The sequence below is a fragment of the Paenibacillus melissococcoides genome (assembly GCA_944800085.1).
Classification (GTDB): domain Bacteria; phylum Bacillota; class Bacilli; order Paenibacillales; family Paenibacillaceae; genus Paenibacillus_B; species Paenibacillus_B melissococcoides.
On the sequence record CALYLO010000002.1, the window covers coordinates 405,498 to 420,423 of the forward strand.

Consider the following 14,926-nt stretch of genomic DNA (forward strand, 5'->3'; position numbering starts at 1 on the left):
AGGGAATCTATGATACAACTGTCGCGGGAACAAATCAAAGTAAATCAGAACCGTGTGGACTATTTTTTTCGGGTGGACCCCAAGCTTCAAAAGTACTTCAGACCAAGCAATCATTTATTTATGAAATATAACTATGATATCTCGGGTCTTCCAGCAAGCATATTGTCGATTCCGTTTGCAGCGAACTTGATGCCGCTCGCGTGGCTTACGGATGCAACGCTGTACGTCGACGAACTGGATCGTTCCTTCTATGACTGTCTTGCGGAACTGAAGCAGGCATATCAGAAGATGTTCCCCCGCTTTCCGCTCAAGGGGCAAATCAAGGTTGGGCAGGTGTCTTCCTATGATTATCAACCGGAGCACGAAGCTGCCGTGTTATTTAGCGGGGTCTTGGACGCCTTGACGACCTATATACGCCATCGTGATAAGAAGCCTTTTCTCATTACGGAGTACGGATGGCATGAAGGGGAATGTGCAGACAGCGAGGTATGGACTGCAGACCGTGAGCATGCGGAGGCTTTTGCCCGCAAGGAAGGGCTCTCCAATATTCTGGTGGAGTCCAATTACGGCACCTTCGTCTATCCTCAGCGAATCGACCGGGATTTCCGGCGCTCGCTGGGGGACACCTGGTGGCATGGACTGCATCACGGTCTGGCGATTATATCGGCTGCGGTTCCTGCAGCCTGCTTGTTACAGGTGAAAACGATCTACATTGCGAGCTCGCATACGATCGGCAACACGTATTCATGCGCTTCCGACCCATCGACGGACAATCTGATTCGTTACGGAGCGGGAAATGTGTTCCATGACGGATACGAGCTGTCCCGGCAGGATAAAGTCAAAGTGGTTGCCGATCATTACGCCGCTGCCAATGACAAGACCGCCGTTCGGGTATGCTATCGCAACACAGAAAACTGCTGTCAATGCGAGAAGTGCGTAAGAACGATCATGGGGATTGCGGCAGAAGGCCATGACCCGAATGACTACGGTTTTCCGGTGCCTGATGAGCTCTCCGGTTTTCTGAAGCGGTTTTTGAAGCGGGAGGTCAAGTTTTTCACGAATATCCAAATCGACCGGTTATGGAAGCCGATCCAGGAGCGCATGCGGGAGAACCCTGATAACGTGAAGGATCAGGATCTGCTGTCTTGGTTTCCAGATTACGATTTCGTGGCCCATCGAAGAAAAGAACGGTTTCGCTACCGTGTAACCCAATTTTTCCCGATCATCAGAAGGAAAGTGAGAACGGGTCTGCAGCAAATCCGTGAAACCAGGTAAAAGAGCAGGTACAGGGATGAGAATTCGAAATTCACTTTATAACATTTTTTTTGGTCTGCTGGGACAAGCCATTAGCACCATAATGGGTTTTATCGTTAGAACGGTTTTTATATGGACGCTTGGCGTTGAGTATCTGGGAGTGAGCGGTCTGTTTTCCGATGTCCTCATGCTCCTGTCTCTTGCCAATCTCGGTTTTGAGACCGCCATTATTTACAGCTTGTATCAACCTCTTGCCGATCGGGACGGGGCCAGGATAAAAGCTTTTATGCATTTATTTCGAAAAGCCTATCTGTGCATAGGTATGATTGTGCTCGTGCTGGGGCTTTCCCTGATTCCTTTTCTTGATGTTTTCATTCAGGGAGAAACGACGGTTTCTCATATCGAAGTCATCTATGTGTTATTTTTGCTCCATTCCGTGTCCACCTACTTCTTCGCTTATAAACAGGCCCTCATTGTGGCCGACCAGCAGCAGCATGTGATATCGCGAATCCATAGTGTGTATGTGATTGCCATGAACACGATCCAAATCATCGTGCTTCTCTTTACGAAAAACTACATTTTGTTCCTTGTCATCCAAATCGGAATGAGCGTTCTTAGAAACAAGTATATTTCCCGTGTGGCCGACCGAAAGTACGAATTCCTGAATGAGCCGGTCAGCACTCCTTTGGACAAAGGAGAGAAGAAGACCTTTTTTCAAAATTTGCGCTCCCTGCTGATGTACAAAGTGAGCGGCGTTGTCATTAATGGGACGGATAATCTGATTATAGCCAACTTATTTGGCGTCATATGGGTTGGACTGTATTCCAATTATTATTTGATTCTGACGACCTTAACTACTTTTCTGAGCTATTTCTTCTATTCTCTAACGGCCAGCGTGGGGAATTTGAACGCTACGGAGGATAAGGAGAAGAAGTTTTTCTTCTATCGTGTTTTACGCTTGGCCAACTTTTGGGTGTTCGGGCTTTGTGCCGTATGTTTGTGGAATTTGCTTGATCCCGTGATTGTTTTATGGCTCGGAGGTTCCTTTGTCCTTGGCAAGGAGACCTTGCTTGCGATCCTGCTCAATTTTTATACGACGGGGATGCAAAATGCTTCGACCATGTTCCGGGATACGACCGGCATGTTCCGCAGGGGAAGGTACAGCCCGTTGATCGCAGCGGCAATCAACATCGTATTATCGATTGTGCTAGCACACTTCATCGGGATGCCGGGAGTGTTCCTCGGAACGGTCATCAGCCGATTGTTAACCTATTTTTGGGTTGATCCTTATCTGCTTCATAAGCACGTATTCTTTCAACCGCTGCGCCCTTACTTTACCGGTTACGGACTGCATGCCGCGTTAGTCCTTCTGGCGTCATGCTTATGCGGCTGGATTGCAGGCTTACTCACGCTGCCGCTGTTATGGGATATCGCTGCAAGGGCCCTGCTGTGCCTGTCCGTAACGAACCTGATCTTCTATGCGTGCTTTCGAAAATCGAGCGAGTTTATCTACTTAACGAACATAGCCAAGGCGAATCTGGGGAAGCTGTCGTTCCTTACTAAATTCAATCCGGTCATACGGAGAGAGGAGACAAGGTAATGGCCATCTTGATTACGGGTGGCGCCGGTTATATCGGAAGCCATACTTGCGTAGAAATGCTGGAGGCGGGATATGAAATCGTCGTTCTTGATAACTTTTCCAACAGCCAGCCGGAATCGATTCGTCGGATTTCGGAGATTACAGGCAAAGGATTTGCTTTTTATGAAGCGGATCTTCTCGACGAGCAACGCTTGAATCGAATATTCGAGCAACATCGCATCGATGCCGTGATCCATTTTGCCGGTCTGAAAGCGGTTGGGGAATCGGTTCACGTGCCGCTTGAATACTACCATACGAATCTTACCAGCACGCTGGTCCTGTGCAGGGCGATGGCCAAGCATGGCGTGTACAAGCTGGTATTCAGCTCATCCGCCTCGGTTTATGGGGTTCCAGAATGTGTTCCCATTTCGGAGGAAGCCAGCCTTGGGGCGGTGAGTCCCTATGGAAGAACCAAACAAATGATTGAGCAGGTACTGCAGGACCTGGCTTCTTCTGATCCGAGATGGGGAATTTCCATTCTCAGGTATTTCAATCCCGTCGGTGCTCATAAAAGCGGAAAGATCGGAGAGAGCCCCAATGGGATGCCTAACAATTTAATGCCGTTTATTACGCAAGTCGCTGTGGGGAGATTGCCGTCGCTTAAAGTATACGGCTGCGATTATCCTACAAAAGACGGGACGGGAATCCGAGATTATATTCATGTCGTGGATTTGGCGCAAATCCATCTGAAAGCATTGGAGCATTTGGATCATACAAATGGGGTCGAATTTTACAATCTGGGCACGGGCCGGGGATTTACGGTGCTGGAGATGATCCATTCCTTCGAGAAGGTGTCGGGGATTCGTATTCCCTATGAAATCGTGGGGCGAAGACCAGGGGATGTCGCGATATGCTATGCTGATCCGACAAAATCCCATATGAACCTGGGATGGTTCCCGAAATACGGCATTATCGACATGTGTGAGGATAGCTGGAATTGGCAGATTCATAATCCGCAAGGCTATTGCGAGAGGATCACGGCCGGGTAATCATCGAATTCGACAAAACTAGTGCTCCAGAGACGACATACTATGACACCATATAACGTCAAATGTCGTGTATAATACTACTTAATAAGTATATATTAGGAAACGATGAAATGCGCTTTTTGTCTGGGCACTTTAGGCGCGTGGAGTTAGTGGTGCAACCGGCCGAGTAAATTCGGGAGGCAATGCAATCATGGATGAAGCGGTTCCAGGTAACATTGAACAATTGGACAAGGATTGGGTAGCTATTATCTTAACTGCACGACAAATGGGCCTTTCCATTGAGGACATTCGTAAACTTCTTCGCGATCTTCGGGCACAATCTGATTCTGAATGGCCGCTCCATGTTAATTCAGAAGCATAACTCACGAGCGTTGACATTATCGAAAAGAAATCTCCTTTGTTGAGGCGTTTTTACAGATAATGCGTGGTGAGCTCAACATCCGGAGATTTCTTTATTTTTGGCTGCGTCAGCGCTAGTGAGCATCACGACTCTTCGCGTGTCAGCTTCCACTTATTATATTCCAAAAATTCTTTGAATTGCTCTTTACTTACGCCAGAAGCCATCGCTTCTTTTACAAGATTAGTCCATTCTTCGTCCAACACCTCAGTCTCATTCGAGGCTTCCTTGTCTTGCAGCAGCTCCTCAACCGAGACCCCAAGAATCACACTAATCTTCTCCAGAAATTGAATGGAAGGATTCTGCTGAAGTCCTCTTTCAATTGAGCTTAAATAGGATTTTGCGACACCGGCTCTTTCGGAGAGTTCTGACAGTGAGTAATTTTTCTTCCTTCGAAGGATTTGAATCCGTTCTCCGATCATGATTTAACCTCCGTGTATACATCTGCTAGTCCCTATTATATCCGATTTGTGCCACCTCCGAAAGCGGCTACAGCGGATAGACGGAAACAGGCTGCACCTCCTGATTTTGTAAAAGATTTGCAAATATACTCTTTTTTTCTGAGGATAATGACAGAAAGGTTCCCTGTTCAACCAATTTCCCGTCATGTATGACTAAAATTTGTTCTGCGTTTTGGATGGTGGACAGCCTATGGGCAACCACAATGACCGTAATGCGATCCTTTAACCGATGTAAAGCGGTCAGAATCTTTTTTTCATTCTCCGTATCCAGTGCGCTTGTCGCCTCATCCAGAACAAGGATCGAAGGCTGCCGGATGATGGCTCTTGCCAGGACCAGCCGCTGCCGTTCTCCTCCTGACAGACGAATGCCTCGATCTCCAATGAGCGTCTCCAATTGGTGAGGAAGCTTGCGTACAAATTCAGCTGCGGAGGAAAAATCGAGTGCTTCCCACAGCTCGTTCTCCGTGGCACTCGGTTTAACCATCAACAGGTTTTCTCTTATGCTCGCATTATAGAGAAACGGATCCTGTGCCACATACCCGATGGAGCGCCTGTACGCGAGCAGATTGTCATTCGTGATCGCCATGCCATCCACGAGGATTTGACCGGATTCAGGCTGCATCAGGCCCATAAGGAGGTCGATAAACGTGCTCTTGCCGGCCCCTGATTTGCCAACGATAGCGGTCATCCCTTGGGCAGGAATATGAACGCTGATATTTTGCAAAGCATACGCAGGCAGCTGCGGCTGATAGCGAAACGAAAGATTTCTGACTTCGATTCCTTGCATAACGAACCAATGGCCAGGTTCCGGAGCGGGCGATTCGGTAAGCGTAATCGCCTGATCTGCGGCCAATTGGCAGTCATGCTGCAATTGCTGAAGAGCCTTGAAGGCCGGGCTGGTCGAGGCCAATTGTTCCAGCTTGGACTGGAGGCTGGTAAATCTCGGCCACAACCTGGCAAAGACCAGGATAACGATCAACAAAGACGGCCCCTCACTCGGAAAAAAGCGGAATGACGTAAAGATAAATCCGGCAATAAGCAGTGAGGACGATATTTTATACAACAGCTGGGAATTCAGCTTTAGCCGCACATAATCCAGCTGCTCTTGCATGGTTCCTTCGGTAAGCTTCTGGTGCCACTCCAAGCGGGAGGGTTCCAGATTGTTGCTCTTTATATCTTTCATTCCTTGAAGCTGGTCAGTGATTCCTGCCAGATAGGCTTGGGCGAGCTTGGACGTCTGGCTGCCGAGCTGCTTGGATTTGCGAATAAATCCGCGGGAAAGAAAAGCAAGCATGGCTCCGCAGGCAATAACGAACAGCGTCATCTTCGGTGAGATCCAGAAGGCGAAAACAATCTGAACGAGGGTAAACAACGCAGATGTAATGAACTGGAGAAGCAGACTGATTCCTCCCAAGACTCTGGCGGTTTCGATCGTAAGGGCATTCACCAGATCGGAAGTTCTGCGCTGTAGGAAAAAAGACCATTGCGCTCTTAGAAGAGCGCTGTAGTTCTCATAACGCAGTCGTCTGCTGAAATGTTGCTCTATCTCGGCATTGCGGATCATAACGGCCCGATGAATGAGGTTTTGAGTGACGACAATCAGCAGGTATACCGTTAGAATGATGGCTATGGAAGCAACCTGCGGCAAGCTGTGCAGGATGTTCAAAAAACGAAGCCTGTTCTCCCAAGCCGGCTCTGACAACAGAACGCCGCCAACCGTAAGCATGGGGATGAGCAGAAGAAATGTCATGCCCTCCAGGAGACTGCTGATCACCATGCCAATAATGTTGAGGCTTAATCGTAACCCTGCCGTTTTGTGAAGCCGCTTCATGTAAAGAATAATTTAATTCATGAGTCTGTCCCTGCGCTCTTCGCGAATTTCTCCACCACGACGAACTGCTTCATCATCTCGGCCCCGGTAATGTATATCGAGCCGCTGCGGAGCCAGGCGTGTGCGATCAGTTCACCGTTTTTATTTTTCCCGGTCCCCAAATATAAAGTGCTGTGGAGGTTTCTTTTCTCAAGCATCTTCATGCTTGCTATCGCTCTTACCAAGCATTTGCTCTCCCAGAAAGTGTGCCGGCTCGCGATATGGATCGCGCTCCGAATATGCTTCATGGTTTTCGTATGCGACGGATCATGAACTGCGGGCGTTTCCATGGATCGTCTCCCCAGCAACGGCGAGATCTTCGCGAACGGAAAATACAAAAGAATGCGCGCCCACCCCAAATAAAGAAAAGCTTCCGCAAATAAAAGGAATGTCTTCCGGTCTAATAAGCATAACCATATCCATCTTCTCAACCGGTTCATAGCCGCTTCACATGCCGTATCAAACCCTCATGTTCCAAATCCGAGAGGAACAGGAGAATGTCTTCCTCGCATTCCGACGGCTCCACCTCATATTCGGATAAAATGGATCGAATAATATGTTCCGCCTTCACGGGCGTGATAAGCATGTCCCAGATCTCGCCGCCAAGAGTACCGAGATTATAATATTTTCCCTTCTGAACGCTTAACATCACTTTTTCGCCAGCCATATCGCTAACGATATGTCCCTCGCATTGAACAAGCGTATCGACAGGGGTGATCGAATGAAGTTTGCTCATGGGTCTTTCTCTCCTTGCCGGGTAATGTTTAAGATGAGAGATGCCAGATCAAGCGTGCTGAATCCAACCATGGGACGGTGTAAACGGTACATCCCGATCTGGTGAACGAAGGATGACAGAGTCTTGAAATGCCATTCCATCAATCCCAGCGGCTGCACCAAAAAATTTCGGTACGTATGGTGAAAGAGGACGCGAAAGCGCTCCATCCCCTGGATCGGCGCAATATGAGTTGCTGCATCCCATGGAACCAACTCAAAGATACTTGCCAGAGGAAGAGGTTCATCATGAAAGTTGGACCCCGCGGGCACGGCAAATTTCGTATTACGCTCATAAAGCGGGGTGAAATTGGCATTGTCCATTCCCATGTGCTTCAATGTGTCCACCCATAATTTTTGCTGAGGATAAGATGGAACAACGCAAGGAGAGCCTTGAGTCATCACGACGGGAATCACATCATCGCTAAGCAGCGGATATCCTTCGGACATCAGGTGCACAGCCAAGGTAGATTTCCCTGCCCCGGAGTCGCCGATAATGGCATAGGCCTTCCCGTCAATAGCCACGGCGCTGCCGTGCAAAGGCACAATTTTTCGCTGCAGCAAGATAATGCCCATACAAGTCCCCAGAATAAAAAGCCGAACCCAATCCTCTTCCGCCTGATCGAACGGAGAGACCAGAATGGAGGATCCATCCTGCACCGCATATATGGCAGCTCCAGGTACCCGAAACATAACCGTACGGCCGTGATCCCGAATAGCCAAGTTTCCATAGGAATGAATGGATCTGTTCCAGAGAGGCTGCAAGTCTGTCCGCCGTACCGTAATGTTGCCCATAGGCTCGCGGTCACCAGCCTGAGGCAGTTCCGGTAATACAAAGTCGCTCGCAATACGGAAGCCAAAAGCTTTATAATGGTCAGTCCTTACCGCTGCTCGTTCGGTCATGCTCATCTCTCCAAGGGTCTTTAAAATGAGAACAGGGGAACCCTCATACCCGGTGAGAAGTATGAGGGTACCGCATCATAACCGCATTCATTAAGCCTGTTGTCTAGCTATCCATCGGATCGAAATGCACGTTTTCATCCGGGTCCGGCTGGAAAGCATCCGGCGTAGAGGTACCCGGCCCAGCCATGGTCTGATGAACATCCAATTTTTCAAGGGACGGCTTGCTGTACTGCTTTTTCATGGTTACACCTCCTTTCCAGAGATTCTTGACAGGAATTTATGAAAGATGAACCCGCGCATCAGCACGCGGAACTTCAGATCGAAGGCAAGCTCCGGCCGCGGGTGATGCCGGATATCGTTCAGCAGCTCCTGAAGCAGGGGGGCATTCAGATAATATGAAGTGCGCGGATCGCCAATCATCTGTTCAAGATCCCGGATCAATCCACTCCAGTGAGGCATGAGCCTGAACACGCCGTCAGCGCCCTGCACGCCGCGTCTTTTGCGATTTAATCTCACCTTGTCGGGCAGGTAGCGGGCGGTTGCCCTGCGTATGAGCGAACGGTCGACGCCTTGCTGAACGAACTGTTCATCAGGTACCGACAGACAGAAGCGGACGACCCGCAGATCATTGGTGGGATCCCTGTCCCAGATTTTATGCTTAAGGGAAAGCTTCGTGCCGATCGTTCCGTTAATATTCCAAAAATACAGTTGATTAAATTGATCCTTGCGGATGTCATACGCATTCTGAGTCGATGATCCCCAGACGTCCATGCCGCAGGCCTTCATGTAGTCAGTTACATTGGTTTTTCTGGCGAAGTCCGGGTTAATCAAGACCGGCAGCTCAGGGTCGCCTCCCGGAGCAATCAGCGGGGCGAGCCAAGGAAAGCTCTTCTTGCCGACGATTTGAAGCACTTTCCAGGGATTCGCCCCAAGGGATTGGCAATAACGTCTGTGCTCCCAGAAGAACGACACGAGACGCCCCTTCCTTAGCAGACTGGCCTGGTAATCCATGGCGGGCCCCCAGGAAATGGTCCAGTTCCCCCTCTGTCCGGTAAGCATAACCCCGATGTCCCGGGCAGCGGCTTGTTCATAGATTCCCTTAAGCCAAAAAGAGTTCTCGAAAAATTTATACGGCATCTCCAGCGTATCAAGCCATTCGTCAATGACGGAGTAAGGGTTGCTTGACGGATAACTGGATACATTCATCTCGATATTGCCTACATGCTCCACCGTGGACCGTATGTATTCTCTTTCATCCGCAAAACGGTTGCCTGAAGTGAAATCGGAAAAGCCTTCGACCGGATAATAGCTGAAGGTGTAGAGAGGTTTGTTGTAGGCTTTCAACATCGGTGCGGCAAAGCTCACAACCGAACCGGAATCAAGTCCGCCGCTTAGATGTGCTCCGACCTGGCGGAACGTTCTTAACCGAGCTTGAACCGCAGTCTGAAAAACATCCCGGAACGCTTCCTCGTATTCCTCGTTGCTTGTAAGCACAAGCTTGTCAGTATGCTGCAGACGGCAATATTGTTGAAAGATTACTTTCCCATTGGCAACGAAAATGGAATGGGAAGGGGGAACCTGCTTAATGGATTGATAAACGGTAGAAAATGAATCTACGGCGTCTGTCGTAATCGGGATAGCAAGGAATTGGGAAATCCAGTGTTCGTTCAAGTCTCTTTTCACGTGCGGGAGCTTAAGCAGCGGTTCCATGATTGTGCAGAATGAAAACAGTTCCGGGGATTGATGAAAGTAAAGGGTCCGTGTTCCGGAAAAATCCCTTGCGCCAAACATCGTGCGGTCCCTTCCATCCCAAATGATAAAAGCGAAATCCCCTACGAGATGTTTGGGCATATCATGGCCCCATTTCATATATGCTTGCAGAATAAGCCGGCTGTCCGTTATGGTCTGGCGAGCCGGCTTGGATAGTTCAAGCTGGTCTGCTAATTCGTCCTGATTGTCTATAATCGCATCCGAAGTAATGGCGAGCGATGTAACCGGATCATAGCAGGGCAGGACCTCGCTGATGGATTGCGGCGTAATGCACTGTTGGAGGCTCCCCAGAAATAAGGAACCGTTACTCCAACTGCTTACATAATCAGCGGGAAAGCGCCTCAAGTCATCGATCATTTGTCTGCCAAGTCCGGGTTCCAACTTCTCGTGTTGAAGGTGATAAATGCCTGCTACCGCACCCATCGTCGTTCTCCTCCGGATACACGTCCTTGTTCTTGTGGAAGAACAATAAAAATAAAATTGTTCTTAATAAAGAACGTGAATAAAGAGTAACATCCCTCTTTAAGGATTGTCAACCCTGGGTGAAAGAAAGGGCGGGAACTGCAAAAATAGAAATAGATGTGAACGTGGACAGTCAGACAATGAACTCCAAACCGAATGCTGAGAGAGTCAGCCGGGACTTGCTGGTTGCTCTTCCTCGGTTTATCATGACGTGGGTACGATGCTTTGTGCGTGGTTTATACTAAGAAGGAAAAAATGGTGTCAACGATGGGAGCGAATGCTGTGGTCAGTATTAAGGATATCGCGAGGAAAGCGGGGGTTTCGATCTCGACCGTCTCTTATGCCTTGAACGGAAGCCCCAAGGTGAAAGAGGAAACGAGCAACAAAATATTGTCTGTCGCCAAAGAATTAAATTATGTTCCGAATGCGGCGGCCAGAATGCTGAAAACGAGAGAGACGAAGATTATCGGCGCTTTTTTGACCGGCTTCGAAGGTTCGTTCTACGGGCAGCTGCTGCAGGGAATGAAGGAAGTGCTGAACAAGAGAGGGTATGATCTGGTGGTATGCAGCGGCTCTCAATCCCACCGTCTGCTGCCGGAACGGATGATCGACGGCGCTATCGTCCTCGATGCGTCCTTCTCCAGCGAAGAACTGCTCCAATATGCGGATCGCGGGCACAAGCTCGTCGTGCTGGATCGGGAGCTGAACCATCCCAACGTAAACCAGGTGCTGCTCGACAATAAAGCAGGCGCCATGTTGGCGGTGGAATATTTGTTAGAGGAAGGTTTCCGGAAAATATACGTCGTGTCAGGGCCTCAAGGCTCCTTCGATTCCAACCAGCGCCTGCTGGCGGCCCGGCAGACGGTGGAACGAAACCAGCCCATCCCGCCGGATGAAACCGGGCAGCCTATCGAGTTGATTGAAATGGAAGGCAATTTCGACAAAGCGAGCGGGGAAGCGGCGGCAGAGCGGATTATTCGGGAGTATACGGAGCCGGTGGACGTCTTTTGCCTTAACGATGAAATGGCCGTTGGCTTGTACAACGCGGTGAAGGAGTCGCCTTACGTGATCGGCGAGCATATCCATGTGATTGGATTTGACAATATGGAGCTCTCCCAATTCGTCCAGCCCCGCCTCGCTACGATCGATTATTCCAAGCGCAAATGGGGCGCGCTGGCAGCCGAGCAATTTTTGAAAGTGATTGCGGGCGAGCCGGTTGAGCACGAACGAATTTACGTCACGCTCGTGAAGGCGGAATCGGTTCGGTCGAGACCCTCCGTATAAATCAACCCATTCGGCGTGCCAAAATCTGTCGCCTTGTGGTTGATCATGTTCATATATGCTTTATAATGAACGTAAACGGTTATGCAGCGGAGGTAATGATATGTTTTCTTACGTTTTCGCCTTCCTTCTTTCTGCTTGTATCGTCCTTTTTCTGATTCCTCCCTTCAAGAAATTGGCCTTCCGCATCGGCTTCGTCGATCAGCCGCAGGCGGATAATGAACGGAAAATACATAGGCAGCCCATTCCCTTGTTGGCAGGGGCTGCGATTTTTATCGGCTTTTGCATCACCTATGTGTTGTTCGTCCCGCATTCCTTGACGAAGATGGCAGGCATTCTCGGCGGCGGGCTGCTCATCCTATCCATCGGCATGGTGGATGATTGGTACAAGACCCGGCGCAAGGATTTTCCCGCGCTGCCGAAGCTTATCGTGCAGGTAGGGGCCGCCGCCTTGATCTACGCTTCCGGAATCGCTTTCATCGGCTTCAACCACCCGTTCACGGGGCAGTTCATCTATTTGCCGGAATGGCTTCAGTTCCTGCTGACGGTAACGTGGATATTCGGCGTCACGACAGTCATTAACTTTTCGGACGGGATGGACGGTCTGGCGGGGGGACTGACCGCGATCTCGGCAGGCACGTTGTTCATCGTCGGCATCTCGCACGGGCAGGGGACTCCGGCGATGATGGCTTTGATCCTGGTCGGAGCGGCATTAGGGTATTTGCGTTACAATAAGCCGCCGGCCAATGTCTTTATGGGCGACGCGGGGGCGACGTTTCTGGGCTTCATGCTGGGGGTGGTGGCGCTCGACGGCGCGTTCAAGCAAGCGACGCTCTTATCGCTCTTCATTCCGATTCTCGCGGTGGGCGTGCCGATATTCGACAATATTTTGGTCGTCATCCGGCGGATGCTTAACGGGCAGCCGATCTACAAAGCGGATGCGACCCAGGCGCATTACCGTCTTCTTGCGGTCGGATTGAACCAGAAGCAGGTAGTCATCTTCTTGTGCCTGCTGAATCTCTGCTTCGGGCTGACTTCCATTATTTTATCGCTGCTGCCTGTCTGACGGATGCAGCAGCGCATGGCGGATGCAGACCCTTCTCACATTCGTGCGAACAACGAACAACCTCTAAACCATAGGAAATCAGGTGAATGCGCATGACGGAAGAAGAAGTGCAGGCCCTCGGCTGGGACGCGATTGATGCGAAATTGAAGGAACTGTACGGGGACACGGAGCCGCTCCATTATGGCACCGTCCTGCCCTTTATGCTGGGCGGCGAAGATCCGCTGGACGGGATCAGCGTCTATGCGCAGACCGAGCCGGTGCCGCATTGGCATTATGTCACATACGGCTTCTCGGAGCTGTACGAGAAGGAAGGGGACAACCCGGAGCGGTTTATATGATTGAGCTCGGAGCGAAGCAGGCACCTTCGATTGCCAAAATACTGCGCGGCCGTATCCCGTACCGGGAATCGCTGTATTTGATCGGCCCGAACCGGCATATCGCCTGCCTTTCGAGCGATTTTTTGTTCATGAACATGGAATATCCGTCTCCGCCCCCGATCAGGAAGTCGTTCGTCGCGACATGATACGTTTTGTCTTCTTCCAGCGCCTTGCCGCCTACCTTGACCTCGGTCACGCGGCTTCCCTTCGGCTGCTTCACGTCGAAGGCGAAGGACATGCGCGCAATTTGCGGGAAGCGCCCGGAGCCGGACTCGTTTTCGCTGACGCCGTTTTCGAGAGCCGCCTTCAAGTCGCTGCCCTTCATTTCCACGACCGCCAGCGTGTTCGGGAACGGCAGCACGTCGTACAAATTCCGCTTCGTCACATCGATTTTTTCATTCAAGAGCGTATCCGTCTCTTTTTTCAGCGACTCGACGATGGCGGCTACAGCCGGGTCGGGCTTCGCCGCTTCGTCATATTTGAGCAGGCCGCCGGAGAAATGAACCAGATCTTCGCCATGATAGTACAGGTCTACCCGGCCCAGCGACTTGGCATGATCGGCTTCTTGGCGCAGCTTCGGCACCCATTCCTTCGTGACCTCGATCGGGTCCCGGAACGTCAGGCCCTTCACGTTGTCGGGATGGGTAACGATCGGCGTGTCCTTCGTGACCAGGCCGAGGATGGCGAAGATCTTGCCGCCCACCTGCTTCTTGACATAAGGCTGAAGCAAAGGCTTGCCTTTCGCGTCGAAGACATTCGCGGCCAGCACCGGGAACTCGAACATCTTTGTCAGCTTCGCGAGCTGTTCATAGCCGAAGTCATATTCGTGGTTGCCCGACGCCATGAAGTCGTACCCGAGGGCATTGGCCAGCTTTGTCGCTGTTTCTCCTTTGGATAAATTCACGTAAATAGTGCCTTGAATCATATCTCCCGCATCCAGCAGCATCGTATTCGGATTTTCCTCGCGCAGCTCCTTCATTAGTGTGGCGAGCTTCGCGTAGCCCATTTCTAACGTGGCATCTTCGAGAACATGGCCATGCAGATCGTTCGTATGTCCGATCGTGACATGCGTCGTAATCGCGTCGCCGAGCGCCTTGAAAAACCTGGCCGCGGGTCACCGTCTTTCCGTCCAGTTCGAGACGTAACCCTGCTTTTTCCGCCACGTTCTGGAGCGTCGCCGCCGTAGCCGGACGATGAAGCCCTTTCCATTGCTCCGCATCGACGATCCCCCTCCTGCTTTGCCCACGTAAGCGGCTTGGCGGCCCAGTGCTTAATCGCCGGATCGGCAGTCTTCACGGACTGAGCCGCGTCCTGCACGCGCGCGATCATCGCGATCGCTTCCACAAGGGTGATCGGGCGATCCAGCGCGAGCCCGTCTTTGGTTCCGAATATGTAGTTCTTGTCCTGCATCCATTGGATATGATCGATAGGGTGGATAGGCGCCGCAAATAAGGAACCGGCGAACAAGGCGCTTACCACTGTCGTCAGGATCGCGGCTGTGCCAAGCTTCTTTTTGTTCATACATAACCTCCGTCGCATGCGAAATAGTGAAAATGGAAGAGAGCTCGATATGACATATATATTTATCGTAGGGCAAGCCAATGAGGGGATTGTTAACGTAACGGAAGTTATCGTTTTTGTAAAGACGGGTGCAGTTTAAGGGAGAGAAAAGCAAGGCCGCTCCGG

General features: G+C 50.6%; 15 protein-coding genes, 1 pseudogene and 1 riboswitch. Of the genes and pseudogenes, 7 read left to right on the forward strand and 9 right to left on the reverse strand.

Annotated features, from left to right (window positions below; genetic code table 11):
* Positions 1 to 9 precede the first annotated feature (9 nt).
* The 4 genes from OCY70_RS10040 (at position 10) to OCY70_RS10055 (ending at position 4,243) form a co-directional block, all read left to right on the forward strand.
* Positions 10 to 1,275 carry a peptidase gene (locus tag OCY70_RS10040; RefSeq protein WP_213429498.1) on the forward strand — a complete coding sequence of 422 codons (1,266 nt, stop codon included), beginning with the start codon at positions 10 to 12 and terminating at the stop codon, positions 1,273 to 1,275.
* 16 nt (positions 1,276 to 1,291) lie between these two features.
* Entirely contained in the window at positions 1,292 to 2,854 is a 1,563-nt protein-coding gene (locus OCY70_RS10045) for a lipopolysaccharide biosynthesis protein (protein ID WP_213429516.1), read from the forward strand.
* Entirely contained in the window at positions 2,854 to 3,882 is a 1,029-nt protein-coding gene (gene galE / locus OCY70_RS10050) for a UDP-glucose 4-epimerase GalE (protein WP_213429499.1), read from the forward strand. Before OCY70_RS10045 ends, galE begins: the two co-directional genes overlap by 1 nt.
* Before the next feature lie 89 nt (positions 3,883 to 3,971).
* Positions 3,972 to 4,055: riboswitch (cyclic di-GMP riboswitch) on the forward strand.
* A gap of 17 nt (positions 4,056 to 4,072) precedes the next feature.
* Positions 4,073 to 4,243, forward strand: coding sequence for an anti-repressor SinI family protein (locus OCY70_RS10055; RefSeq protein ID WP_213429500.1), 171 nt, complete (start codon positions 4,073 to 4,075; stop codon positions 4,241 to 4,243).
* A 122-nt stretch (positions 4,244 to 4,365) separates the two neighbouring features.
* Here OCY70_RS10055 and OCY70_RS10060 read toward each other — a convergent pair whose 3' ends face one another.
* From OCY70_RS10060 to OCY70_RS10090, 7 genes are all read right to left on the reverse strand, one after another.
* Positions 4,366 to 4,701 (reverse strand): helix-turn-helix domain-containing protein, encoded by a 336-nt coding sequence (locus tag OCY70_RS10060; RefSeq protein WP_213429501.1) that lies wholly within the window; start codon positions 4,699 to 4,701, stop codon positions 4,366 to 4,368.
* 67 nt (positions 4,702 to 4,768) lie between these two features.
* Positions 4,769 to 6,571: an ABC transporter ATP-binding protein gene (locus OCY70_RS10065; RefSeq protein WP_261944826.1), complete on the reverse strand. Its 1,803-nt coding sequence runs from the start codon at positions 6,569 to 6,571 to the stop codon at positions 4,769 to 4,771.
* 17 nt (positions 6,572 to 6,588) lie between these two features.
* On the reverse strand, positions 6,589 to 7,050 hold the full coding sequence (locus tag OCY70_RS10070) for a lasso peptide biosynthesis B2 protein (RefSeq protein ID WP_213429503.1): 462 nt from the start codon (positions 7,048 to 7,050) through the stop codon (positions 6,589 to 6,591).
* Positions 7,047 to 7,346, reverse strand: coding sequence for a lasso peptide biosynthesis PqqD family chaperone (locus tag OCY70_RS10075; protein WP_213429504.1), 300 nt, complete (start codon positions 7,344 to 7,346; stop codon positions 7,047 to 7,049). The genes OCY70_RS10070 and OCY70_RS10075 overlap by 4 nt, the downstream gene beginning before the upstream one ends.
* Positions 7,343 to 8,284 carry an aldolase gene (locus tag OCY70_RS10080; protein ID WP_213429505.1) on the reverse strand — a complete coding sequence of 314 codons (942 nt, stop codon included), beginning with the start codon at positions 8,282 to 8,284 and terminating at the stop codon, positions 7,343 to 7,345. Before OCY70_RS10080 ends, OCY70_RS10075 begins: the two co-directional genes overlap by 4 nt.
* Positions 8,285 to 8,387: 103 nt before the next feature.
* A complete protein-coding gene (locus tag OCY70_RS10085; RefSeq protein ID WP_213429506.1) occupies positions 8,388 to 8,525 on the reverse strand; it encodes a paeninodin family lasso peptide in 138 nt (45 codons plus the stop codon).
* 2 nt (positions 8,526 to 8,527) lie between these two features.
* Positions 8,528 to 10,477: an asparagine synthase-related protein gene (locus tag OCY70_RS10090; protein WP_213429507.1), complete on the reverse strand. Its 1,950-nt coding sequence runs from the start codon at positions 10,475 to 10,477 to the stop codon at positions 8,528 to 8,530.
* Between the two features lie 321 nt (positions 10,478 to 10,798).
* Between OCY70_RS10090 and OCY70_RS10095 the strand changes: the two genes are divergently transcribed.
* The 3 genes and pseudogenes from OCY70_RS10095 to OCY70_RS10105 form a co-directional block, all read left to right on the forward strand.
* On the forward strand, positions 10,799 to 11,800 hold the full coding sequence (locus tag OCY70_RS10095; RefSeq protein WP_213429517.1) for a LacI family DNA-binding transcriptional regulator: 1,002 nt from the start codon (positions 10,799 to 10,801) through the stop codon (positions 11,798 to 11,800).
* Positions 11,801 to 11,900: 100 nt separating this feature from the next.
* The gene (locus OCY70_RS10100) at positions 11,901 to 12,863 is read left to right on the forward strand and encodes an MraY family glycosyltransferase (protein ID WP_213429508.1); all 963 of its coding nucleotides are present in this window, start codon (positions 11,901 to 11,903) and stop codon (positions 12,861 to 12,863) included.
* A 92-nt stretch (positions 12,864 to 12,955) separates the two neighbouring features.
* A pseudogene (locus tag OCY70_RS10105) lies at positions 12,956 to 13,189 on the forward strand (suppressor of fused domain protein); the annotation flags it as partial.
* 4 nt (positions 13,190 to 13,193) lie between these two features.
* Here the strand turns inward: OCY70_RS10105 and OCY70_RS10110 are convergent.
* A complete protein-coding gene (locus tag OCY70_RS10110) occupies positions 13,194 to 14,246 on the reverse strand; it encodes a bifunctional metallophosphatase/5'-nucleotidase (protein WP_249725388.1) in 1,053 nt (350 codons plus the stop codon).
* 2 nt (positions 14,247 to 14,248) lie between these two features.
* Positions 14,249 to 14,761 carry a hypothetical protein gene (locus tag OCY70_RS10115; RefSeq protein ID WP_249725389.1) on the reverse strand — a complete coding sequence of 171 codons (513 nt, stop codon included), beginning with the start codon at positions 14,759 to 14,761 and terminating at the stop codon, positions 14,249 to 14,251.
* Between the last annotated feature and the right edge of the window lie 165 nt (positions 14,762 to 14,926).

Excerpts from the sequence above, each read along its gene's own strand:
- OCY70_RS10075 (WP_213429504.1), bottom strand. The coding sequence starts at position 7,346 with ATGAGCAAACTTCATTCGATCACCCCTGTCGATACGCTTGTTCAATGC.
- OCY70_RS10070 (WP_213429503.1), bottom strand. The coding sequence starts at position 7,050 with ATGAACCGGTTGAGAAGATGGATATGGTTATGCTTATTAGACCGGAAG.
- OCY70_RS10085 (WP_213429506.1), bottom strand. The coding sequence starts at position 8,525 with ATGAAAAAGCAGTACAGCAAGCCGTCCCTTGAAAAATTGGATGTTCAT.
- galE (WP_213429499.1), top strand. The coding sequence starts at position 2,854 with ATGGCCATCTTGATTACGGGTGGCGCCGGTTATATCGGAAGCCATACT.
- OCY70_RS10055 (WP_213429500.1), top strand. The coding sequence starts at position 4,073 with ATGGATGAAGCGGTTCCAGGTAACATTGAACAATTGGACAAGGATTGG.
- OCY70_RS10060 (WP_213429501.1), bottom strand. The coding sequence starts at position 4,701 with ATGATCGGAGAACGGATTCAAATCCTTCGAAGGAAGAAAAATTACTCA.
- OCY70_RS10110 (WP_249725388.1), bottom strand. The coding sequence starts at position 14,246 with ATGGGCTACGCGAAGCTCGCCACACTAATGAAGGAGCTGCGCGAGGAA.
- OCY70_RS10090 (WP_213429507.1), bottom strand. The coding sequence starts at position 10,477 with ATGGGTGCGGTAGCAGGCATTTATCACCTTCAACACGAGAAGTTGGAA.
- OCY70_RS10040 (WP_213429498.1), top strand. The coding sequence starts at position 10 with ATGATACAACTGTCGCGGGAACAAATCAAAGTAAATCAGAACCGTGTG.
- OCY70_RS10100 (WP_213429508.1), top strand. The coding sequence starts at position 11,901 with ATGTTTTCTTACGTTTTCGCCTTCCTTCTTTCTGCTTGTATCGTCCTT.
- OCY70_RS10080 (WP_213429505.1), bottom strand. The coding sequence starts at position 8,284 with ATGACCGAACGAGCAGCGGTAAGGACTGACCATTATAAAGCTTTTGGC.
- OCY70_RS10045 (WP_213429516.1), top strand. The coding sequence starts at position 1,292 with ATGAGAATTCGAAATTCACTTTATAACATTTTTTTTGGTCTGCTGGGA.
- OCY70_RS10065 (WP_261944826.1), bottom strand. The coding sequence starts at position 6,571 with ATGAAGCGGCTTCACAAAACGGCAGGGTTACGATTAAGCCTCAACATT.
- OCY70_RS10115 (WP_249725389.1), bottom strand. The coding sequence starts at position 14,761 with ATGAACAAAAAGAAGCTTGGCACAGCCGCGATCCTGACGACAGTGGTA.